The sequence below is a fragment of the Novosphingobium gossypii genome, assembly GCF_050433305.1.
Classification (GTDB): Bacteria; Pseudomonadota; Alphaproteobacteria; order Sphingomonadales; family Sphingomonadaceae; genus Novosphingobium; species Novosphingobium gossypii.
The window spans coordinates 221,072-240,939 of record NZ_JBNPXM010000003.1 but is presented as its reverse complement, the minus strand read 5'-3'; the positions used below and the strand labels follow the sequence as shown (position 1 = coordinate 240,939).

Annotated in this window: 21 protein-coding genes; 14 read left to right on the top strand and 7 right to left on the bottom strand. The window is 65.3% G+C overall.

Annotated features, from left to right (window positions below; all coding sequences use genetic code 11):
- The first annotated feature begins 9 nt into the window (after positions 1–9).
- The 3 genes from GGR40_RS08655 (at position 10) to GGR40_RS08645 (ending at position 4,164) form a co-directional block, all read left to right on the top strand.
- The gene (locus tag GGR40_RS08655) at positions 10–1,056 is read left to right on the top strand and encodes a quinone-dependent dihydroorotate dehydrogenase (protein ID WP_429275822.1); all 1,047 of its coding nucleotides are present in this window, start codon (positions 10–12) and stop codon (positions 1,054–1,056) included.
- 113 nt (positions 1,057–1,169) lie between these two features.
- Positions 1,170–2,987, top strand: a complete 1,818-nt coding sequence (locus GGR40_RS08650; RefSeq protein ID WP_429275977.1) for an AMP-dependent synthetase/ligase — start codon at positions 1,170–1,172, stop codon at positions 2,985–2,987.
- A gap of 76 nt (positions 2,988–3,063) precedes the next feature.
- Positions 3,064–4,164, top strand: a complete 1,101-nt coding sequence (locus GGR40_RS08645; RefSeq protein WP_429275821.1) for a zinc-binding metallopeptidase family protein — start codon at positions 3,064–3,066, stop codon at positions 4,162–4,164.
- A gap of 43 nt (positions 4,165–4,207) precedes the next feature.
- On the opposite strand, the gene GGR40_RS08640 is transcribed toward GGR40_RS08645, so the two are convergent.
- The 4 genes from GGR40_RS08640 to GGR40_RS08625 all read right to left on the bottom strand — a co-directional run bounded on the left by GGR40_RS08640 (position 4,208) and on the right by GGR40_RS08625 (position 6,325).
- Entirely contained in the window at positions 4,208–4,735 is a 528-nt protein-coding gene (locus GGR40_RS08640) for a hypothetical protein (protein ID WP_429275820.1), read from the bottom strand.
- A gap of 138 nt (positions 4,736–4,873) precedes the next feature.
- The gene (locus tag GGR40_RS08635) at positions 4,874–5,671 is read right to left on the bottom strand and encodes a thiazole synthase (RefSeq protein ID WP_429275819.1); all 798 of its coding nucleotides are present in this window, start codon (positions 5,669–5,671) and stop codon (positions 4,874–4,876) included.
- A gap of 52 nt (positions 5,672–5,723) precedes the next feature.
- Positions 5,724–5,936 carry a sulfur carrier protein ThiS gene (gene thiS, locus GGR40_RS08630; RefSeq protein ID WP_429275818.1) on the bottom strand — a complete coding sequence of 71 codons (213 nt, stop codon included), beginning with the start codon at positions 5,934–5,936 and terminating at the stop codon, positions 5,724–5,726.
- A 17-nt stretch (positions 5,937–5,953) separates the two neighbouring features.
- Complete coding sequence (locus GGR40_RS08625; RefSeq protein ID WP_429275817.1) at positions 5,954–6,325, bottom strand: MerC domain-containing protein; 372 nt, start codon at positions 6,323–6,325, stop codon at positions 5,954–5,956.
- A 167-nt stretch (positions 6,326–6,492) separates the two neighbouring features.
- On the opposite strand from GGR40_RS08625, the gene GGR40_RS08620 reads away from it, so the two are divergent.
- From GGR40_RS08620 to GGR40_RS08605, 4 genes are all read left to right on the top strand, one after another.
- On the top strand, positions 6,493–7,563 hold the full coding sequence (locus tag GGR40_RS08620) for a COX15/CtaA family protein (protein WP_429275816.1): 1,071 nt from the start codon (positions 6,493–6,495) through the stop codon (positions 7,561–7,563).
- Between the two features lie 141 nt (positions 7,564–7,704).
- Positions 7,705–8,184, top strand: coding sequence for a 50S ribosomal protein L13 (gene rplM, locus GGR40_RS08615; protein ID WP_103099462.1), 480 nt, complete (start codon positions 7,705–7,707; stop codon positions 8,182–8,184).
- The gene (rpsI, locus tag GGR40_RS08610; protein WP_429275815.1) at positions 8,184–8,702 is read left to right on the top strand and encodes a 30S ribosomal protein S9; all 519 of its coding nucleotides are present in this window, start codon (positions 8,184–8,186) and stop codon (positions 8,700–8,702) included. Before rplM ends, rpsI begins: the two co-directional genes overlap by 1 nt.
- Before the next feature lie 396 nt (positions 8,703–9,098).
- A complete protein-coding gene (locus GGR40_RS08605; protein WP_429275814.1) occupies positions 9,099–9,635 on the top strand; it encodes an AAA family ATPase in 537 nt (178 codons plus the stop codon).
- Between the two features lie 198 nt (positions 9,636–9,833).
- Here GGR40_RS08605 and GGR40_RS08600 read toward each other — a convergent pair whose 3' ends face one another.
- Complete coding sequence (locus GGR40_RS08600) at positions 9,834–10,199, bottom strand: winged helix-turn-helix transcriptional regulator (RefSeq protein WP_429275813.1); 366 nt, start codon at positions 10,197–10,199, stop codon at positions 9,834–9,836.
- Positions 10,200–10,303: 104 nt separating this feature from the next.
- Between GGR40_RS08600 and GGR40_RS08595 the strand changes: the two genes are divergently transcribed.
- A complete protein-coding gene (locus GGR40_RS08595; RefSeq protein WP_429275812.1) occupies positions 10,304–11,422 on the top strand; it encodes an NADH:flavin oxidoreductase in 1,119 nt (372 codons plus the stop codon).
- Positions 11,423–11,465: 43 nt separating this feature from the next.
- Entirely contained in the window at positions 11,466–11,609 is a 144-nt protein-coding gene (locus GGR40_RS08590) for a hypothetical protein (RefSeq protein ID WP_429275811.1), read from the top strand.
- A 208-nt stretch (positions 11,610–11,817) separates the two neighbouring features.
- On the opposite strand, the gene phbB is transcribed toward GGR40_RS08590, so the two are convergent.
- Together phbB and GGR40_RS08580 are read right to left on the bottom strand one after the other, a co-directional pair.
- Positions 11,818–12,540 carry an acetoacetyl-CoA reductase gene (gene phbB / locus GGR40_RS08585; protein ID WP_429275810.1) on the bottom strand — a complete coding sequence of 241 codons (723 nt, stop codon included), beginning with the start codon at positions 12,538–12,540 and terminating at the stop codon, positions 11,818–11,820.
- Between the two features lie 129 nt (positions 12,541–12,669).
- A complete protein-coding gene (locus tag GGR40_RS08580; protein ID WP_429275809.1) occupies positions 12,670–13,446 on the bottom strand; it encodes a hypothetical protein in 777 nt (258 codons plus the stop codon).
- 243 nt (positions 13,447–13,689) lie between these two features.
- On the opposite strand from GGR40_RS08580, the gene GGR40_RS08575 reads away from it, so the two are divergent.
- The 5 genes from GGR40_RS08575 to GGR40_RS08555 all read left to right on the top strand — a co-directional run bounded on the left by GGR40_RS08575 (position 13,690) and on the right by GGR40_RS08555 (position 19,851).
- Positions 13,690–14,157, top strand: coding sequence for a DUF3576 domain-containing protein (locus tag GGR40_RS08575; RefSeq protein ID WP_429275808.1), 468 nt, complete (start codon positions 13,690–13,692; stop codon positions 14,155–14,157).
- Positions 14,158–14,229: 72 nt separating this feature from the next.
- Positions 14,230–16,749: a leucine--tRNA ligase gene (leuS, locus tag GGR40_RS08570; protein WP_429275807.1), complete on the top strand. Its 2,520-nt coding sequence runs from the start codon at positions 14,230–14,232 to the stop codon at positions 16,747–16,749.
- Positions 16,746–17,246, top strand: coding sequence for an LPS assembly lipoprotein LptE (lptE, locus tag GGR40_RS08565; RefSeq protein ID WP_429275806.1), 501 nt, complete (start codon positions 16,746–16,748; stop codon positions 17,244–17,246). Before leuS ends, lptE begins: the two co-directional genes overlap by 4 nt.
- Before the next feature lie 6 nt (positions 17,247–17,252).
- Positions 17,253–18,308, top strand: a complete 1,056-nt coding sequence (gene holA, locus GGR40_RS08560; protein ID WP_429275805.1) for a DNA polymerase III subunit delta — start codon at positions 17,253–17,255, stop codon at positions 18,306–18,308.
- A gap of 142 nt (positions 18,309–18,450) precedes the next feature.
- Positions 18,451–19,851 carry a sugar transferase gene (locus GGR40_RS08555; RefSeq protein WP_429275804.1) on the top strand — a complete coding sequence of 467 codons (1,401 nt, stop codon included), beginning with the start codon at positions 18,451–18,453 and terminating at the stop codon, positions 19,849–19,851.
- The last annotated feature ends 17 nt before the right edge of the window (positions 19,852–19,868 follow it).

Here is a 19,868-nt window from a genome sequence, read left to right as displayed (position 1 = left end):
TGCGGACTTGTGCTCTATTCCCTGATCCGACCCGCCCTTTTCCGAATCGAAGCCGAGAAGGCTCATGGCCTTGCGCTGACGGCGTTGCGGCTTTCCGGCAATCGTCCGCCGCGTGACATCGATCCGGCCTTGGCCACGACCGTTGCCGGAATGGCATTTCCCGGCCCGGTGGGGATGGCCGCAGGCTTCGACAAGGATGGCGAGGTGCCCGACGCGCTGTTGGGTCTGGGCTTCGGTTTTGCGGAAGTCGGCTCCATCACGCCGCTGCCACAGGCGGGCAATCCGCGCCCGCGCCTGTTCCGGCTGGTGGAGGATCGCGCGGTGATTAACCGCATGGGCTTCAACAACGGCGGTGCCGACGCTGCCCACGCGCGGCTGCAAGCCCGAGTCGCCCGGCTTGGGGTCGTCGGCATCAACATCGGTGCCAACAAGGATTCCGCCGACCGCGTTGCCGACTATGCGGTCATGGCGCGACGGATGGCGCCGCTGGCGGGCTATCTGGCGGTGAACATCTCCAGCCCCAACACGCCGGGCCTGCGCGCGTTGCAGGACGAATCGGCGCTCACCGGCCTGCTGGACGCGGTGATCGAGGCGCGTGACGCGGCATGCGGCGAAGGCCGCCGCCCGCCGGTGTTCCTCAAGGTGGCGCCCGATCTGGAAACGGCGGACATCGACGCCATTTCCCGCATCGCCATCGACAAGCGGCTGGGTGCGCTGATCGTGTCCAACACCACCATCTCGCGTCCGTCGCTGGCCTCGCGTTATCGCGACGAGACGGGTGGCCTGTCCGGCGCGCCGCTGCGTGATCTGGCGCAGCAGCGCCTGCGCGATTTTCGCAAGGCGACCGGCGGCGCGGTGCCGCTGGTGGGCGTAGGCGGCATCGCCGATGCGCAGGACGCCTGGGCCCGCATTCGCGCAGGGGCCAGCCTGGTGCAGCTTTACAGCGCCATGGTCTACGAAGGGCCGGGCATCGCCAAGGCCATCAACCGCGGCCTGCTGCTGCGGATGCGGCGCGACGGCTTTTCATCCATCGCGGAGGCTGTCGGCACGGCCTGAGGCTAATAAATGGAGCCGGAGTGCCGCGCTCCCGCAGCACGCTTGTGGCAACCGGCCTGCATACCTACACGTTTCAGCACGACATGAAGACTTAGGGGATACCGGTGGCCGCCATGCAGATTGCCGATTTCGACCGCGCCGCCAACATGGTTGCGCTGTTCCTGTCCCGTGCCGATGCGTTGGGTGAGGCGCCGATGCTCTGGGCCAAGCGCGACGGGCAGTGGCACGCGATCAGCTGGGCTGAAGCGGCGCGCCGGGTGTGCCTGATCGCCGCATCGCTGCGCCGCATGGGGCTGCGCGATGGCGAACGGGTGCTGATCGTCTCGGAAAACCGCCCCGAATGGTGCCTGGCGGACCTTGCCATCATGGCTGCGGGCTGCGTCACCGTGCCTACCTACACCACCAACACCACGCGCGACCACATCCACATTCTGGAAAACTCGGGCGCGCGGGCAGCGGTCGTCTCCAGCGCAAAGCTGGGCAAGGCGCTGCTTCCGGCCATCGTGCAGACCGATATGTGCCGGCATGTCGTGGGCATGGAAGCGCTGGGGCCGCTGCAGGGCGGCACGTATGAAACGCATAAGTGGGACGATCTGCTCTTGGGCGATCCTGCTGCGGCGCGCACCGAAGTGACCGCCCGCATCGCCGGGATCGGTCGGGCGGACCTGGCCTGCATCATCTACACCAGCGGCACCGGAGGCGCGCCGCGCGGCGTGCGCCAGCATCATGGCATGCTGCTGTCCAACGTGGCTGGCGCCGCACAGATCATCGACGAGGATTTCGGCTGGGACAAGGGGCCGGAAAAGCGCGAGATATTCCTCTCGTTCCTGCCGCTGAGCCACGCTTACGAGCATACCGGCGGACAGTGGTTGCCGATCGGGCTGGGCGGGCAGATCTATTATTCCGAAGGGCTGGACAAGCTGGCCGCCAATATCGAGGAAGTGCGCCCGACCGTGATGGTGGTGGTGCCGCGCCTGTTCGAGGTGCTGCGCACGCGCATCATGAAGCAGATCGAGAAGCAGGGCGCAGTCGCCAGCCGGCTGATGGATTGGGCGGTCGGCGGGGGCCTGCGTCGCCTCAACGGCAGGCGTGGGCTGCTGGACTATCCGCTCGACCTCGTGATCGAGCGCACACTGCGGCCCAAGATCCGGGCGCGCTTCGGTGGCCGGATGAAGGCGCTGGTATCGGGCGGCGCCCCCCTGAACCCCGAGATCGGCGTGTTCTTCGATGCGATGGGGCTGACCCTGCTGCAGGGCTACGGCCAGACCGAATCCGGTCCCATCATCAGTTGCAACCGTCCCGCTGCGGGCGTGAAGTTCGACACCGTCGGCCCGCCGATGCGCGGGGTCGAGGTGAAGATCGCCGATGATGGCGAAATCCTCGTGCGCGGCGAACTGGTCATGTCGGGCTACTGGCAGAACGAGGCGGCGACGCACAACGTGCTCAAGGGCGGCTGGCTGCACACCGGCGACATCGGCCACATCGACGAACGCGGACGCATCGCCATCACCGACCGCAAGAAGGACATGATCGTCAATGACAAGGGCGACAACGTCTCTCCGCAGAAGGTCGAATCGATGCTGACCCTGCAGCCGGAGATCGCGCAGGCGATGGTCTACGGCGACCGCAGGCCCTACATCGTCGGCCTGATCGTGCCCGATGCCGACTGGGCGCTGCAATGGGCGCGCGACAACGGCGAGACGTTCGATTTCGGCAAGCTACAGGATCTGCCTGCCTTTCGCACCACGCTGCGCGCCGCGATCGACCGGGTCAACGCCGACCTTTCGGTGATCGAGAAGGTGCGCCAGTACGCCTTCGCGGACGAACCGTTCTCGATCGAGAACGAGGAGATGACGCCCAGCCTCAAGATCCGCCGCCACAAGCTGAAGGAGCGGTACGGAACGCGGCTGGACGCGCTGTACCGGTCGTAACGGCAAGGAAACGGCCGGGAAACAGACCGTCCGTTCCCGCGTTGACCGGGCAAACGTCAACGACAGCGAGTGCGCCATGCGTGCCTTTCCGTGCCCCAACTGCCGCCGCCTCAACCATTTCGAAGTCCGCGTCTGCCCCAACTGCCAGGCCACTCTGGGCTACGATCCGCAGATCGACGCCTTCCGCTTTCTGGCTGATGGGGCAACCGTGTGGCGGGACGGGCAGGGCGGGATCGCCGATGTCGTCGTCTGCGCCAACAACAACGACTACCAGATCTGCAATTGGCTGGTGGAGCAGGACGACACCACGCCGATGTGCCGCGCCTGCCGGCACAACCGCACCATCCCCGACCTGACCGAACCCTCGGTGCCGCCGCGCTGGGCCAAGATCGAGGCGGCCAAGCGGCGGCTGTTCCACACGCTGATGAAGCTGGGCTTGCCGCTGGAAACGAAGATGGAGGAACAGCCCGGCCTGCAGGGTCTGGCATTCGATTTCCTTTACGATGCTGCGGCGGAGCAGGCGGGAACGCCGCAGATCTACACCGGTCATGATGGCGGCGTCATCACGCTCAACCTGATCGAGGCCGATGACGCCGAGCGCGAACGGATGCGCCATGCGATGGGCGAGCCTTACCGCACCCTGCTGGGCCATTTCCGGCATGAAGTGGGACACCACTACTGGTCGCGGCTGGTGGAGACGGACGCGGCGGAATTGGAAGCATTCCGCGCGGTGTTCGGGGATGAGCGGATCGACTACCAGCAGGCGCTTCAGGCGCACTACAACGATGACGGATCGAAGATCTGGACCGACGATTTCGTCAGCTTCTACGCCACGTCGCACCCATGGGAGGATTTCGCCGAGACTTTCGCGCATTACCTGCACATCGTCGATGTGCTGGCGACGGCGGGCGGCTTCGACCTGTCGCTGGCGGCGCTGCCGGGGGACGGCGCAGGGCTGGAAGTGGAACTGAACTTCGACCCCTACACTGCCGACACCCGCGCGCTGGCAGATGCGATGGGGCCACTGTCGTTCGCGATGAACGCGATCAATCGGTCGATGGGGCAGCCGGACCTATATCCCTTCCACCTGTCCGACGCGATCGTCGTCAAGCTGGACTATGTCCACGATCTGGCAGCGAAGGCGCGGGCCCGGAACCGGGTGGCGGAACCGGCGTGACATCGTCGTCCCGGAGCAAGGCCGAGACGACGGTGAAGATGGGTTACGCCGCTTCCTTCTCGATGAACTCGGGGTAGAAGCTGGGTTCGCGGTCGGACCAGGCCGGCGCGGTGGCGGCGGCTTCGCTGATCGAATGCAGCAGCGTGCGGCGGCGGTCCGGGCGGATCTGCGGCAGCGCGGCGGCACCGCAGAAGGCGCCCGGCAGCCACGGGCGCGACCATGCGCCAAGCAGCCGTTCGTACAGGAAGCGGAATGCCGAGAAGCTCTCGATCCTTTCCTGAGCAAGGTCGAAGGCGGCCATTCGGACCAGCTTGCCCATGAAGGCATCGACGTCCTCGAACCCGTAATCGTCCGGGCGCATGGCGCGCAGCGGCTTCAGATCGTGGTACGCAACGTACTGCCTGCGGATCGATGCCAGCTCGTTCTCGTCGCGCGCCCACAGCTTGAAGGCATCCTGGCGACCGAGCCCGATATCGAGGCTGCGCCGGATGTAGCGCTGCTCGCTGGAAGTGAAGCTCGCGAATTCGCGAAGCTCGTTGATCGTCAGACTAGCCGTACCTGCGTGGCCCATCGTGGTTGTCCTTGTCGTGACGGGATGATCCCCGTCACGAGTCGCAGATAACCACATCCATCCTTTCTGGACGGTTTACGTTGCAAAGGTTTGTATGCGCAGTTTCCTGCAGGTTTTGGGTAAAGGCCTGAGCTTGATTCAGATCAGCCCTGCAAGCGGGCTGGACGGGTCGGCGTAGCGGCGCTGGCCCATGCGACCGGAAAGGTAGGCATGGCGTCCGCCCTCCACCGCCAGCTTCATGGCGCGGGCCATGCGCACCGGATTTTTGGCTTCTGCGATGGCGGTGTTCATCAGCACGCCGTCGCAGCCCAATTCCATCGCCACGGCAGCTTCCGAAGCGGTGCCTACGCCCGCATCGACCAGCACCGGCACCTTGGCGCCTTCGACGATCAGCCGCACCGTCACCTTGTTCTGGATACCCAGGCCTGAGCCGATCGGCGCGCCCAGCGGCATCACCGCGACGGCGCCCGCATCTTCCAGCTGCTTCGCCGCGATAGGATCGTCCACGCAGTAGACCATCGGCAGGAAGCCTTCGTTCGCCAGAATTTCTGTCGCCTTCAGTGTCTCACGCATGTCGGGGTAAAGGGTGCGGGCCTCGCCGAGCACTTCCAGCTTCACCAGATCCCAGCCGCCCGCCTCGCGCGCCAGCCGCAGCGTGCGGATGGCATCCTCGGCAGTGAAGCAGCCGGCGGTGTTGGGCAGGTAGGTGATCTTCTTCGGGTCGATGAAGTCGGTCAGCATCGGCGCCTTGGGGTCCGACACGTTGACCCGGCGCACCGCCACCGTGACGATTTCCGCGCCTGACGCTGCGACGGCGGCGGCATTCTGCGCGAAGTCCTTGTACTTCCCGGTGCCCACGATCAGGCGCGAAGTGAACGTGCGGCCAGCTACGGTCCAGGTGTCCGGGGTCCAGGTATCGGCAGGAAGATCGGTCAAAGCGCGTCCTTTCGGGAGCGAAATTCAGGATAGGGCGAGTAGCGTAGCCAGTTCAGCCGCCGCCGACGAAGTGCACGATCTCCAGAACGTCACCCTCGGCCAGCAAGACTGCAGCCAGTGTGGAGCGCGGCGCGATCTCGGCATTGTGTTCGACCGCGACCTTTTTGGGATCGAGCCCGATCTGCGCGACAAGGTCGGCGATGCTGGAACCGGCGGCAATGCGGCGCGGTTCGCCGTTTACGGTAAGCAGGATTTCGGCAGCCATGCGCTGCGAAATAGCGCTCAACAGGCGCCGTGCAAGTTCCGAATGTGCGCGATGGCGACAAGGGCGACGCCCGCAATCGTCAGCACCGTCTCTTCGATGCCGTGATCGACCAGCAGCGCCACGCCCATCAGTGTGAGGCCAGAAGCGCCGATCGCCAGCGGCGCCACCCGGCCATGGCGCAGCACACCGAAGCCCAGCGAGACAATGCCCACCACCAGTGCCAGTGCCAGCCCGATGCGGTGGATACTGGGGGAAAGCAACGCTTCACCGCCGATGCCCAGCACGCCGACCAGCACCACGCCGAGGATGCAATGCACCGCGCACAGACCGCTCAGGATGATGCCGGCACGGTCGAGGCGGTTACGAATCGCAAGGAGGGCAGTACGCATGACACGCCAATTATGTAACGTTGTATCATATATCAAGGTCTGTGATATGACAAATTGTCTCGCTGCTGCTTTTCAGGACTCCCGCAGGGCACGGGCCGTCGATGTTGCTCTTGCGTTAACTGCCATGAAATCGCAGGGAATGCGGCCATGACGGAAGAAGCACAGGCATGAGAGTGAACGACGGCCGCCCGATCATCGGGACGAGCGACGATATTGCACCGATGGTGCGATGGCTGCTGATCGTAGCGGTTCTGGTGGTCCTGATCGTGGCGGTGGGCGGCATCACCCGCCTGACCGAATCGGGGCTGTCCATCACGCAGTGGAAACCGCTGACCGGCGCCATCCCGCCGCTGACGGACGCGCAGTGGCAGGCCGAGTTCGACCGCTACAAGCAAATCCCGCAGTACCTCGACGTCAACGGCCCGGCGGGGATGACGCTGGCGCAGTACAAGTTCATCTATTTCTGGGAATGGTTCCACCGCCTGCTGGCGCGGACCATCGGGCTGGTCTTTGCGCTGCCGCTGGTGTGGTTCTGGCTGCGGCGCACGATCCCCGGCGGCTACAAGCACCGGCTGGTGGCGCTGCTGGCGCTGGGCGGGCTGCAGGGCGTGGTCGGCTGGTGGATGGTCTCCTCGGGCCTCAGCGCAGAAGCGCTGGACCGCGTCAGCCATTTTCGCCTTGCCGCGCACCTGTTGGTGGCGCTGTTCACGCTGGGCGGACTGGTCTGGACCGCGCTTGATCTGCGGGCACTTGGCCGCGGAGAGCAGCGCGCACGGCTGACGGGGATCGGCATGGCGGCGCTGGGCATGCTGACGCTGCAGCTGTTCATGGGTGCCATGGTGGCAGGCCTGCGCGCCGGCTACGTCGCGGGCGCGGGCTGGTGGAGCTGGGACGCCTGGCCGCTGATGCAGGGCACGTTCTTCCCCGAAGGCGTCGAATGGGCGCGCGGGCTCTTCTCTGCGCTGGTCAACGATCCGTACCTGACGCACTTCATCCACCGCTGGTGGGCTTGGGCCGTCGTCGCGGTGCTGGTCGTGATGGCGCGGCAGCTGAAGGCCAGGCATGAGCGGCTGGTGGCCGTGGCGGTCCACTGCGCATTCGGGGCGCAGGTTCTGCTGGGCATCGCGACGGTCTGGTCGGGCGTGACACTGTGGATCGCGGTGGCGCACCAGCTCTGCGGTGCGCTGCTGGTAGCGGCTACCGTATGGGGCGCGCACACGTTGGGGCGACGGGGGTAAATCTAGGCGGTATTATTTTACCTCTCTTAAAACCCGCGCTCCGCTTGACTTGGCGGCCTGTTTCGACGATTTGGCCGCCTTCCGCGCTATCAGGGGATTCGCTCCCGTGGCTGGCGCTCGAATTATAGGGAATGACCAGCCATGAAGGCGCTCACGAAGGTCACCCGGTCGATCAAGCCGGCCGAGGTGGAGAAGAAGTGGCATCTGATCGATGCCGAAAACCTGGTGGTAGGCCGTCTGGCCGTCATCATCGCCGACCTGCTGCGCGGCAAGCACAAGCCCAGCTTCACCCCGCACGTCGATTGCGGCGACCACGTCGTCGTCATCAACGCGGAAAAGGTGCGCTTCACGGGCAACAAGCTCAAGCAGCAGACCTACTACAAGCACACCGGTTACGCCGGCGGCATCAAGGAAGTCACCGCGGACAAGGTTCTCGCCGGTCGCTTCCCCGAGCGCGTGCTTGAAAAGGCTGTCGAGCGCATGATCCCCCGTGGCCCGCTCGGCCGTGACCAGATGCGCGCCCTGCACGTCTACGCCGGCACCGAGCACCCGCACGGTGGCACCCAGCCCGAAGCGCTCGACGTCGCTTCGATGAACCGCAAGAACAAGGTGGGCGCATAATGTCCGACAACGAAACCGTGCAGAGCCTGTCCGACCTGGGCGAGATCGCCGGCAACGTGACCGTTGCTGACGAAACCGTTGCAGCCGCTCCCGTCTCGAACGCGCCGCTGCGCGAACAGCAGATCGACGCGCAGGGCCGCGCTTACGCCACCGGTCGCCGCAAGGACGCCGTCGCCCGCGTGTGGATCAAGCCCGGCTCGGGCAAGATCACCGTCAACGGCCGCGACCAGGAAGTCTACTTCGCCCGTCCGACCCTGCGTCTGGTGATCAACCAGACCTTCCAGGTCGCCGGTCGCGAAGATCAGTACGACGTCGTCGCCACCGTCAAGGGTGGTGGTCTGTCGGGCCAGGCCGGCGCCGTGAAGCACGGCATCGCCCAGGCACTCGCCAAGTACGAGCCTGCCCTGCGCAGCGCGGTCAAGGCTGCCGGCTTCCTCACCCGCGACAGCCGCGTGGTCGAGCGTAAGAAGTACGGCCGTGCCAAGGCACGCCGCAGCTTCCAGTTCTCGAAGCGCTGATCGCTTTCAGAGCTTCGGCTACAAAAAACGGGTCGCGGGAAACCGCGGCCCTTTTTTTGTGCCTGACGCGCGCTTGTTGACGAAGTGCATGCGCGACGATGCTCTATGCCCATGCGCGAATCGACGATGTGAAAGACCCTGCACGAACATACCGTGCGGCGGCGATGTAGGAAAATGGCGCTGGGATGCTTTGACCTGAGGGGCCGAGCGAACACGGGAGCGCGCGCCAGGTGCTGGCGCGGGACGTCCACCGGCGCTGCGAATTGTTCATCTACTGTCTGTCGTCAGGCGATTGAACGGCAGGTTACGCCCCCGTTGCGGCCATCCAGACTCTGGCGCTATTCGAGCACCAGAACAACATGGATGCCGCGATTGAAATACCGGACGAGATAGAGCATGGCTGACCATCTTCACGTCATCACCGGCGGTCCCGGATCAGGGAAGACAAGCCTGATTGAGGCTTTGGCCGCCGAAGGCATACACCACATGCCGGAAGCCGGTCGGGCAATTATTCAAGATCAGGTGGATGTTGGCGGCACCGCCTTGCCTTGGGCTGATCGTGAAGCGTTCGCGGCATTGATGCTGGCATGGGAGATGCGGTCTTATCGAGAGGCTTTCAGAAGCCCCGGCCCCATCATTTTTGATCGCGGCATCCCCGACGTGATCGGCTACTTAAGGTTATGCGGGTTGCCGGTGCCGACGACCGCGCTTCGCGCGGCCGAAGTGCGGCGGTACTCGAGCCGAGTCTTCATTGCTCCGCCTTGGCCGGAAATTTTTGAAAATGACGCTCAGCGAAAGCAGACGCTGGCGGAGGCCGAAGCCACTTTCCACGCGATGATCGATGCCTATTCGGGCTTGGGCTACGAGCTTGTCACGCTACCGCTCGCATCAGTTGCGGAACGGACAGACTTCATTCGCGAGCATATTATCTAAACTCCGGCTTCGCGATCGTTTCGAGACGGCAGCTATCGCTTGCTCGTTCCCGGTTCCTGCCTTTCGCCTCCCCACCCTGAACCATCGTTCCCGGGCAAGCGGGAACTGGTGCCTGTGTCGGAATCACGGGATCAGACTTGCAGGACGGTCGTCTTTCCTGCCGGCCCCACCCGCCTTGCGTGGATGCCTCGCAATGCCCTACGCCGCCGCACGCCTGTCGTATTCCGCCCGTGCCTGTTCAACTTCGTCCATGTTGACCCTGGTCCATGTGTAGAGCGCCTTGAACGGCGTCTGCAGCGAGCGGCCCAGCGGGGTGATCTCGTACTCGACGCCGATGGGGGAGACGGGGATGATCCGGCGTTCCAGCAGGCCGTTGCGTTCCAGCCGGCGCAGGCATTGGGTGAGCGCCTTCTGCGTCACGCCTTCCAGATGACGCTTGATGCCGTTGAAGCGCATGGGCCCCGCGTCCAGCACGGTCAGAACCATCATCGACCACTTGTCGGCGATCTGGTCGAAAAGCAGCCGGCTGGGGCAATCGACGGAGAAATGCTGGCATTCGCGCATCAAGGTATCCCTGAATATACTTGCGCACCGCAAGGTGCCTCATTGACGTCAGGTATCCAATATATACCTAAGCGGCTCCCCCTAGCAAGGAAGGCCCCTGCCGCATGACCACCGATCCCGACGTCCTGTTCCGCCCGTTCCGCATCGGTTCGCTCGACCTGCCCAACCGCATCGTCATGGCGCCGATGACCCGCGCCTTCGCTGCGGAAGGTGTACCGGGCGCGGCGCAGGCGGCGTACTACCGCCGCCGGGCGGAGGGCGGCGTCGGCCTGATCCTGTCCGAAGGAACCGTGATCGACCGCCCGGCGTCGCGCAACGATCCGGGCATCCCGTTCTTCCACGGCGAACCGGCGCTGGCCGGATGGAAGCAGGTGATCGACGAAGTCCACGCCGCGGGTGGCCGCATGGGACCGCAGATCTGGCACACCGGCGCGACCCGGAACGGCCCTAACGGCTGGCAGCCTGAGGCTCCGGTCGAAAGCCCGTCCGGTTACAACGCGCCCGGAGAAGCGCGTGGTGAGGCGATGAGCGAGGAAGCCATTGCCGATACCGTCGCCGCCTTTGCCAGCGCCGCCGCCGATGCGAAGCGCCTGGGTTTCGACGTGGTCGAACTGCATGGCGCGCATGGCTACCTCATCGACCAGTTCTTCTGGGCAGGCACCAACCAGCGCACCGACCGGTTTGGCGGCGCCACCATCGCCGAGCGTTCGCGCTTCGCCGCCGAAGTGGTGAAGGCCGTGCGCGATGCGGTTGGCCCCGGCTTCCCGCTGATCCTGCGCGTCAGCCAGTGGAAGCAGCAGGACTATGCCGCGCGGCTGGCCGAGACGCCCGATCTGATGGCCGACTGGCTCCAGCCGCTGGTCGATGCGGGCGTGGACGTGCTGCATTGTTCGCAGCGCCGCTTCTGGGAGCCTGAATTCCCCGAGATCGACGGCGAACACGGCCTCAACTTCGCAGGCTGGGCCAAGAAGCTGACCGGGGCGACCACGATCAGCGTCGGCTCGGTCGGCCTGTCGGGCGAGTTTCTTGCGGCGTTCGGCGGCGAAGGCTCGTCCAGCGTCGGGCTGGAGCAGTTGGTGGCGCGCATGGAGCGTGACGAGTTCGACCTTGTCGCGGTCGGTCGAGCGCTGATCAGCGATGCCGACTGGGTGGCCAAGGTGCGCAGTGGCGACGCTGATGGCCTCAAGGGTTTCGATGCCTCCGCGCTGGGCGAACTGGTCTGACGTTTAGCTAGAACAAATGTGGAACATGTAGGATTTTTCCTTTATGAGAGTCGGCGGCGGCATTCGCGCCGTCGATCCCATGGAGGAAAAGCCAGTGTCGTTTGCTGACTTGTGCCTCTTCCTTGGGGCCCTGTTCGCCTTTGCCACCCTCATCCTGAAGGTGGTGGAAGTGAAGGGCCGGAAGTAGGTGACGGATGGGGGACGCGTTGCAGCGTGTCCCCCAAACGCGGCAACCGGACAGCAAAAACCCCCACCGTTGCAGCGGCGGGGGTCTGATCGACATGAAGGTGCCGGATGATTGGCGGCCAGTGTCGTTTGCTGCGTTAGCTTTTACGCGTTTCGGCCATGAAATTCAAGGTGGACGCGGCAGGACCTGCCTGCCGCGCCCGCCAGCGTCAGTACATGTGCTGGCCGCCGTTGATGCTCAACGTCGATCCGGTGACGAAGCCGGCATTGTCCGAGCACAGGAATGCGCAGCCGCGGGCGATTTCGTATGCGTTGCCAAGGCGTCCGACCGGGATCTTGGCGACGATCTTTTCCAGCACCGGCGCGGGCACGGCGGCAACCATGTCGGTATCGATGTAGCCGGGAGCGATGGCATTGACGGTGACGCCGTACTTCGCGCCTTCCTGGGCAAGTGCCTTGGTGAAGCCGTGGATGCCGCTCTTCGCGGCGGCGTAGTTGACCTGTCCGTACTGGCCGGCCTGTCCGTTGATCGAGCCGATGTTGACGATGCGACCCCAGCCGCGTTCGCGCATGCCGGAGAACGTCGCCTTGGCGGTGTTGAAGCAGCCGCCGAGGTTGACGCGCATGACGTCGTTCCAGTCGTCGAAGCTCATCTTGTGGAGCACGCCGTCGCGCGTGATGCCGGCATTGTTGATGACGATGTCGATCGCGCCGATTTCGGCGGCGATACGGTTACAGCTTTCCTGCGTCGCTTCGAAATCGCCCACGTCCCACTTGTAGGCGGGGATGCCGGTGCGTTCGGTGAAGGCCGCAGCCTTTTCGTCATTGCCTGCATAATTCGCAACGACGGTATGACCGCGTTCCTTCAGAGCCAGCGAAACCGCTTCGCCGATACCGCGGGTACCGCCGGTTACAATTGCAACGCGCGCCATGTATTTAGCCTTTCTTCGTGAGCATCCACCGACGCCAAGGCTATGGAAGGAATATGACGGCTGCAAGGCCGACCATTGACTAAAACGCGTGATTTTTTGTTGCGGATTTCGCAACCATGATTGCTCGTTTCAGAACTTGAACTGCGTGCCTACGTAGACCGCCTGGCTGTCCTGCTTGCCGTCGGTCAGCGGCACCAGCCGTTCGCGATCCTGCGAGTAGCGCACGCCCGCAGTGACATCGATGTGGTCGGTGACGCGGTAGGCGCCGCCAAGGTCCACCTCGCTGCCATCGACCGCGAACGTGCGCGGGGCCCGTCCCGACGGCTTCTTCTCGTCCAGCGAGATGCGGGGGGTGAAGCGGGACTCTTCCCGTTTTGACGCGCCCGGTGAAAGGCTGAATCGCTTCAGGTCGGGCAGTTCGGCCATGGGTCTGGCGGGTGCCTGCGGAACAAGGTTCTGCGAGAAGTTCTGGTATCCGCGCGACACGCCCAGGTTGAAGGCGGTGGGCGCGATGCGCAGCTGGCCCGGATCCTGGTTCGCCTGTGCCAGCGGGACGCGCCCGCGCACGATGATCGCCTGCGCTGCTTCGGGATCGGCGCGCACGGCGACGGTAACGGCGCGATCCCCCTGGCTGGGGGTTCCGGCAGGCGTGAACGGGAAGAGTTGCCCCTTGGTCAGCGAGCGCAGAGAAATGGCGCGGGCAAGGCTTTCCTGCGTCGCCTCCGGAGTGAGCGCGTCGATCCGGTCGGCATCCGAACCTTCGGACCTGCCACGATAGTCGGCTGAAAAGGCAAGGACGGCGCTTGGCAGTGCCAGCAGGGCCACGCAGCAGCCAAGCAGCAGGCTGCTCGTCATGCTTCCCTTCGCGGCGGCCTCCCGTTCGGGCAAGCCGGTGTCACTGTGCATTTCCAATGGACCTTGTCCGTCTTGCGCGTGGATTTCGTTTTGCGACGGGCACGATTAACATGCGCTGAGCCGGTGGGAAAGCATCGTCCCGCGTTCACGGCAGGCTCAGCAAGGCCGTGCTTGGGCGATGCTTCGGCAAATGGCGCTCTTGCCGCTGCGCAAACGGCGGGTATAGAGGCGTTTTGACGACAGGTTCGGCATGGGTCGCACCTGGAGCTTCTGACACCGGATTTGGGAACGAACATGACAGGCAGCACCGACAACGGCCTCTTCACCGTGCGCACGCTGACGACTGCGGGCATCTGTGCCGCAGCGGCGCTCGCCCTGGCCGGATGCGGCGGCGGCAGGAAGAAGGAGCAGGCCAAGCTTGCCCCTTCGCAGGTCACCACCATCGGCGTGAACAGCTACCTGTGGCGCGCCAGCCTCGATTCGGTCTCGTTCATGCCGCTGCTCCAGTCGGACAGCGCTGGCGGCGTCATCATCACCGACTGGTACGTGAACCCCAAGACTCCGACCGAGCGGGTGAAGGTGTCGATCGCGATCCTCGACCAGGACCTGCGCGCCGACGCCCTGCGCGTCACCGCCGTGCGCGAAGTGCAGCAGGGCGGCGGCTGGGTTGCCGCACCGGTCCAGGCCGCCACCGTGCAGAAGCTTGAGGACATCATCCTCACCCGCGCGCGCGACCTGCGTCGCGATTCGATCGGCGGCTAAGATTCACCGGGCGGCCGCCTGACGCGCCGCCCGTTCATTCACGCGGGCAATCCCGCAGGAGTTTAGACAAAAATGACCGAGCGGTTCGATCCCGCACAAGCGGACACGCGCTGGCAGGCTGCGTGGGACGAAGCGCAGAGCTTCCGCGCCGACGACACTTCCGCCAAGCCTCGCAGCTACGTGCTGGAGATGTTCCCCTACCCCTCGGGCCGCATCCACATCGGTCACGTGCGCAACTACACGATGGGTGACGTGCTGGCCCGCTACAAGCGGATGAAGGGCTTCGAAGTCCTGCACCCGATGGGCTGGGACGCGTTCGGCATGCCCGCCGAGAACGCGGCGATGGAAAAGGGCGTCCACCCCGGCGGCTGGACGCGCGAGAACATCGCCAACATGAAGGCGCAGTTGAAGCGCCTGGGCTTCGCGCTCGACTGGAGCCGCGAAATCGCCACGTGCGAGCCGGAATACTACGGTCAGGAACAGTCGCTGTTCCTCGACCTGTACGAGCACGGCTTGGTCTACCGCAAGGAATCGGCGGTCAACTGGGATCCGGTCGACCAGACGGTGCTGGCGAACGAACAGGTGATCGACGGGCGCGGCTGGCGCTCGGGCGCGCTGGTGGAGAAGCGCAAGCTCTCCCAGTGGTTCCTCAAGATCACCGACTTCGCCGACGAACTGCTCGACGGTCTCTCCACGCTCGACAAGTGGCCCGAAAAGGTCCGCACGATGCAGGAGAACTGGATCGGCAAGTCGCAGGGGTTGCAGTTCAGCTTCGACCTGTCGACTGGCGGCAAGGTTGAGGTCTACTCCACCCGCCCGGACACGATCTTCGGCGCCAGCTTCGTCGCCGTCGCTGCCGATCACCCGATCGCGCAGGGCGTGGCCGAGGGGCGGCAGGACGTTCAGGACTTCATTGCGCTGTGCAAGCAGGGCGGCACCACCGCCGCAGAGCTTGAGACGGCGGAGAAGCTGGGCTTCGATACCGGCATCACGGCAAGGCACCCGTTCTCGGGCGCCGAGCTGCCGGTGTTCATCGCCAACTTCGTGCTGATGGATTACGGCACCGGCGCGGTCATGGCCGTTCCGGGCCACGACCAGCGCGATTTCGAATTCGCCACCAAGTACGCGCTCCCGATCGTGCGCGTCGTCGCCGCCGGCGCGGACGAGGCCGACAAGCCTTTCGCCGGAGAGGCGGAGGCTGGCGACGGCGTTCTGGTGAACTCCGACTTCCTGAACGGCCTGAGCGTCGCCGACGCCAAGGCTGCCGTCATCTCCCGCGCGCAAGGCGAAGGGTGGGGTGAAGGCAAGACCGTGTGGCGCCTGCGCGACTGGGGCGTTTCGCGCCAGCGCTACTGGGGCACGCCGATCCCGTTCATCCACTGCGAAGTGTGCGGCGTGGTGCCGGTGCCCAAGAAGCAGCTGCCCGTGGTGCTGCCCGAGGACGTTGATTTCCAGACGCCGGGCAACCCGCTGGTGCGGCACCCCACCTGGAAGCATGTCGACTGCCCGCAGTGCGGCAAGCCTGCCCGGCGCGAGACGGACACGCTCGACACCTTCGTCGATTCCTCGTGGTACTTCCTGCGCTTCGCCAGCCAGCCCGACGACCGCCCGTTCGACCCGGCAAAGATTGCCGAGTGGCTGCCGGTGGAACAGTACATCGGCGGCATCGAGCATGCGATCCTGCACCTGCTCTACGCCCGTTTCTGGACCCGCGCGCTGGCCCGCATCGGCAAGATCGAGGTGAAGGAACCGTTCGGCAGCCTGTTCACGCAGGGCATGGTCACGCACGAAACCTACAGCCGCGTGAACGAGGCCAACGGCCAGCCAGTCTACTTCGCCCCCGGCGAGGTGGAGCGGACGTCCGAAGGCGCGACGCTCAAGGCCGATGGCGGTCCGATCGAGGTCGGCCGCGTCATCAAGATGTCGAAGTCGAAGAAGAACGTCGTCGATCCGGATGAGATCGTCGCGACGTACGGCGCCGACGCTATCCGCTGGTTCATGCTGTCCGACAGCCCGCCCGAGCGCGACCTGCCGTGGTCCGAAGCCGGGATCGAGGGCTGCGGCCGCTTCGTCCAGCGCCTGTGGCGTCTGTTCGCGCAGTACGACGCGGCGGCCACCGGCGAGGACAAGGCGCTGGATCGCAAGGTGCACCAGACCGTCGATGCCGCCGCGCGCGACATCGAATCGCTGGGCTTCAACAAGACCGTGGCCCGCATCTACGAACTGACCGGCGCGATCGACAAGGCGGCGCCTTCGGCCAGCCGTTCCGCCGCGATCCGCACGCTGCTGCTGCTGGTCGCGCCGATGATGCCGCACCTTGCCGAAGAGGCATGGGCCACCATCGGAGAGGGCCTGATCGCGGACGCCGCGTGGCCGGAAGTGGACCCGGCGCTGCTGGTGGACGATGAAGTCACCGTGGCGGTGCAGGTCAAGGGCAAGCTGCGCGATACCCTGACCGTGCCTAAGGGTACGGCGAAGGAAGAGCTTGAAGCGCTTGCCCTTGCCAGCGAGAAGGTGCAGCGTGCGCTGGATGGTGCTGAAATTCGCAAGGTGATCGTCGTGCCCGACCGGCTGGTAAATCTCGTCGCGTGAAGGTCTTCGTCGCCCTTGCCGCCGCCATGCTGCTAGCCGGATGCGGGTTGCAGCCGATGTACGCCGGCGGCGGCAATGCCGCCGTCGCGCAGGGGCTTGCCGCCGTGCAGGTTTCCTCGATCGAGGGCCGGGCCGGGTGGCTGGTGCGCAATGCGCTGGTGGACCAGCTGGGCGTCTCGGGCGCGAAAGGCGTTGCCCCTCGCTATCGCCTCGACGTGCGGCTGGATGACAAGCTGGAAAGCTTCGCGCTGCTCTCGGACGATACCGTGGGCCGTGAACGCCGCACCCTGCGCGCGCGCTATCAGCTGGTGGACGTGGGAAGCGGTGCCGTGGTGCTGGACCAGACCGCCGGTTCGGACGCGGGCATCGACGTCGTCTCGTCGGACTATGCCACCATCGCCGCTGAACAGACCGCGCTGGAAAACATGTCGAAGGACATTGCCGCGCGCATCGTCACCAATATCTCGCTGCGCTTGCGCGGCGAAACGACTCAGTAAGGGATCGTGAAGGCCACTCAGAAGGAGTTCGCCGGCCTTGCCCAGCGGGCCGCTCGCGACGCCCGCGTGTTCTTCTTCTGCGGTCCCGACGAATCGGGCGCTTCCGATGCTGCCGCCCGCATCGTCTCCCTGCTGGAAGACCCCGGCGAACGGATCGAGATGGCCGGATCGGACCTGCGCCGCGATCCGGTGCGGCTAGGGGACGAAGCCCGCTCCACCTCGCTGTTCGGCGGTCCTCGGCACATCTGGGTGCGCGCGCAGGGCGACGAGGCGCATGACGCCGTCCAGACCCTGATCGAGAACGACGTGCCCGGCTGCCCGGTGCTGATCGTCGCCACCGGCGCCACTGACAAGTCGCGCACCGCCAAGCTGCTGGCCGCGCGCGCCGACGGGCTGGTGGCGATGTTCTATCCCCCCGACCTTGCATCGGTGACGGCCTCGGTGCGAACCATGGCGAACGCCGCGGGCCTCAAGCTGGGCAGCGAGATCGCCGAACGGATCGCGCGCGGTGCCGGGCTGGACACGCGGCTGGCACGGTCGGAAGTGACGAAGCTGGCGCTCTACCTCGACGCGTCACCCGAAACGCCGCGTCCCGTCTCAACCGCCGACCTCGATGCCATCGGCGCCGCGACGGAAGACGACGATTTCTCCGCCCTCGTCGACGCCGTACTGGGCGGGCGGCGCGATGCGATCGGCCCTGAACTCAAGCGGATGCGCGATCAGGCGATGAACCCGGTCGGCTTGCTGCTGGCGCTGGAGCGGCGGGCGGCGCAACTGGCCGGGCTCAACGCGCGGATGGGCCGCAGCGGCGATGTGGCGGGCTTCCTCAAGGCAGAAGCAGGCGCGCGGCGCATCTTCTGGAAGGACCAGCCTGCACTGACGGTCCAGCTTCAGCTGTGGCGCGGCCCACGGCTTGAGCGACTGGTCGCCCGGCTGATTGACCTGCATCAGATATTGCTGGCGAACAGTCAGGACTCGGAACTGTTACTCGCCAATGGTTTGCTTGCAATTGGGCGTTCTGCGCGTCCTAATTCAAGACGACTGACAAATACCACGTCCTGACCGAAACCGCTTTTCCGAATTGCCACCCCTTTCAATACGAGGATATACGTAATGCGCCGCAGCAAGGCAGTCTTGCCGCGCGCGCTGAGGTTTTTGTGAGGGAGGCGTTCAGCGTGAGTCTGCAACCTGGAGTGCTGCACGCATGAATGCGCCTTTCGCCGCGCGTGCGCTCGCCAAGGAGCGGACGATCGCGGATGACCTTCTGGTCGCCCCTTCGCTCGAACGACGCCGGTTGCAGTGTTATCTCGCGCTGGTTCTGGGCGACATCGTTTCCATCTTCATCGGGTTCGCAGCGGTCGGCTTCATGCTGGCCGGCAGCGAAGGGATTGGCGAAGGGCTGGTCCATTCGCAGATCATCCTGCCGATCTATCTCACCTTGGCGCTCTACAACGGCGCTTATTCCACCGCATCGCTGCAGGACGGCTGGAAGGGCATCTTCCGCGGGCTGGTGGCGATCGCCATGGCCGTGGTGGTGGTGGTCTTCGTGCAGTTCCTGATCCGACCGGAATCGGATGTCTCGCGCGCGGGATTCAACGGCGGCGCCATCGCGGCGATGATGGTCATCACCTGGATGCGCCTGCAACTGCGCAGCTTCGTGCGCTGGCGCTGCGGCGAGAACATCATCAACGAACTGGTCATCGACGACGGCGGGCCGCAGGTGCAACTGCGCGGGGCGATCCGCATCTCGGCGGCGGCCATGGGCCTGCGCCCGAACCTCAACGATCCCAACGCGCTGGACCGCATCGGCCTGGTGCTGCGCAACATCGACCGGGTGGTGGTCAGCTGCCCTGCAGGTCGCCGGGCGGAATGGGCCATGATGCTCAAGGGCGCCAACGTCGACGGCGAAGTGCTGGACGACGAAGTGGCCCGACTGGGTGCGCAGGGCGCGCGGGTGGTGGGTAAGCATGGCCTGCTGCTGGTGTCCGCCGGGCCGCTGGGCCTGCGCGACCGCGCGGTCAAGCGGCTGTTCGACGTGGCCTTTGCCGGCGGCGCGATCCTGGCGCTGTCTCCGCTGCTGATCGTGGTGGCGCTGATGGTGAAGCTGCAGGACGGTGGCCCGGTGTTCTTCACCCAGCGCCGCATGGGCCGGGGCAACCGCTTCTTCAACATGTACAAGTTCCGGTCGATGACGCAGGCCCTGTGCGACACGAACGGCAATGTCTCGGCATCGAAGGACGACCAGCGGATCACTCGCGTGGGCCGCTTCATCCGCCGCACCAGCATCGACGAACTGCCGCAGCTGTTCAACGTGCTGCTGGGCGACATGAGCCTTGTCGGCCCGCGTCCTCATGCGACCGGCTCGCTGGCGGGCGACAAGCTGTTCTGGGAAGTCGACCTGCGTTACTGGCAACGCCACTCGCTCAAGCCCGGTCTTTCGGGCCTGGCGCAGGTGCGCGGCTTTCGCGGTGCGACCGACCGCGAATCCGACCTCGTCAACCGCCTCCAGGCAGACCTGGAATACCTGGAGGGGTGGACGATCATGCGCGATCTTCAGATCATTTTCCTGACCATGCGGGTGCTGGTCCACGACCGGGCCTTCTGAGATCGCGCGGGGCGCCC

Coding starts and splice junctions, on each gene's coding strand:
- GGR40_RS08650 (WP_429275977.1), top strand. CDS start 1,170: ATGCAGATTGCCGATTTCGACCGCGCCGCCAACATGGTTGCGCTGTTC.
- GGR40_RS08645 (WP_429275821.1), top strand. CDS start 3,064: ATGCGTGCCTTTCCGTGCCCCAACTGCCGCCGCCTCAACCATTTCGAA.
- GGR40_RS08640 (WP_429275820.1), bottom strand. CDS start 4,735: ATGGGCCACGCAGGTACGGCTAGTCTGACGATCAACGAGCTTCGCGAA.
- thiS (WP_429275818.1), bottom strand. CDS start 5,936: ATGGCTGCCGAAATCCTGCTTACCGTAAACGGCGAACCGCGCCGCATT.
- GGR40_RS08625 (WP_429275817.1), bottom strand. CDS start 6,325: ATGCGTACTGCCCTCCTTGCGATTCGTAACCGCCTCGACCGTGCCGGC.
- GGR40_RS08620 (WP_429275816.1), top strand. CDS start 6,493: ATGAGAGTGAACGACGGCCGCCCGATCATCGGGACGAGCGACGATATT.
- rplM (WP_103099462.1), top strand. CDS start 7,705: ATGAAGGCGCTCACGAAGGTCACCCGGTCGATCAAGCCGGCCGAGGTG.
- rpsI (WP_429275815.1), top strand. CDS start 8,184: ATGTCCGACAACGAAACCGTGCAGAGCCTGTCCGACCTGGGCGAGATC.
- GGR40_RS08605 (WP_429275814.1), top strand. CDS start 9,099: ATGGCTGACCATCTTCACGTCATCACCGGCGGTCCCGGATCAGGGAAG.
- GGR40_RS08600 (WP_429275813.1), bottom strand. CDS start 10,199: ATGCGCGAATGCCAGCATTTCTCCGTCGATTGCCCCAGCCGGCTGCTT.
- GGR40_RS08595 (WP_429275812.1), top strand. CDS start 10,304: ATGACCACCGATCCCGACGTCCTGTTCCGCCCGTTCCGCATCGGTTCG.
- GGR40_RS08590 (WP_429275811.1), top strand. CDS start 11,466: ATGAGAGTCGGCGGCGGCATTCGCGCCGTCGATCCCATGGAGGAAAAG.
- phbB (WP_429275810.1), bottom strand. CDS start 12,540: ATGGCGCGCGTTGCAATTGTAACCGGCGGTACCCGCGGTATCGGCGAA.
- GGR40_RS08580 (WP_429275809.1), bottom strand. CDS start 13,446: ATGCACAGTGACACCGGCTTGCCCGAACGGGAGGCCGCCGCGAAGGGA.
- GGR40_RS08575 (WP_429275808.1), top strand. CDS start 13,690: ATGACAGGCAGCACCGACAACGGCCTCTTCACCGTGCGCACGCTGACG.
- leuS (WP_429275807.1), top strand. CDS start 14,230: ATGACCGAGCGGTTCGATCCCGCACAAGCGGACACGCGCTGGCAGGCT.
- GGR40_RS08555 (WP_429275804.1), top strand. CDS start 18,451: ATGAATGCGCCTTTCGCCGCGCGTGCGCTCGCCAAGGAGCGGACGATC.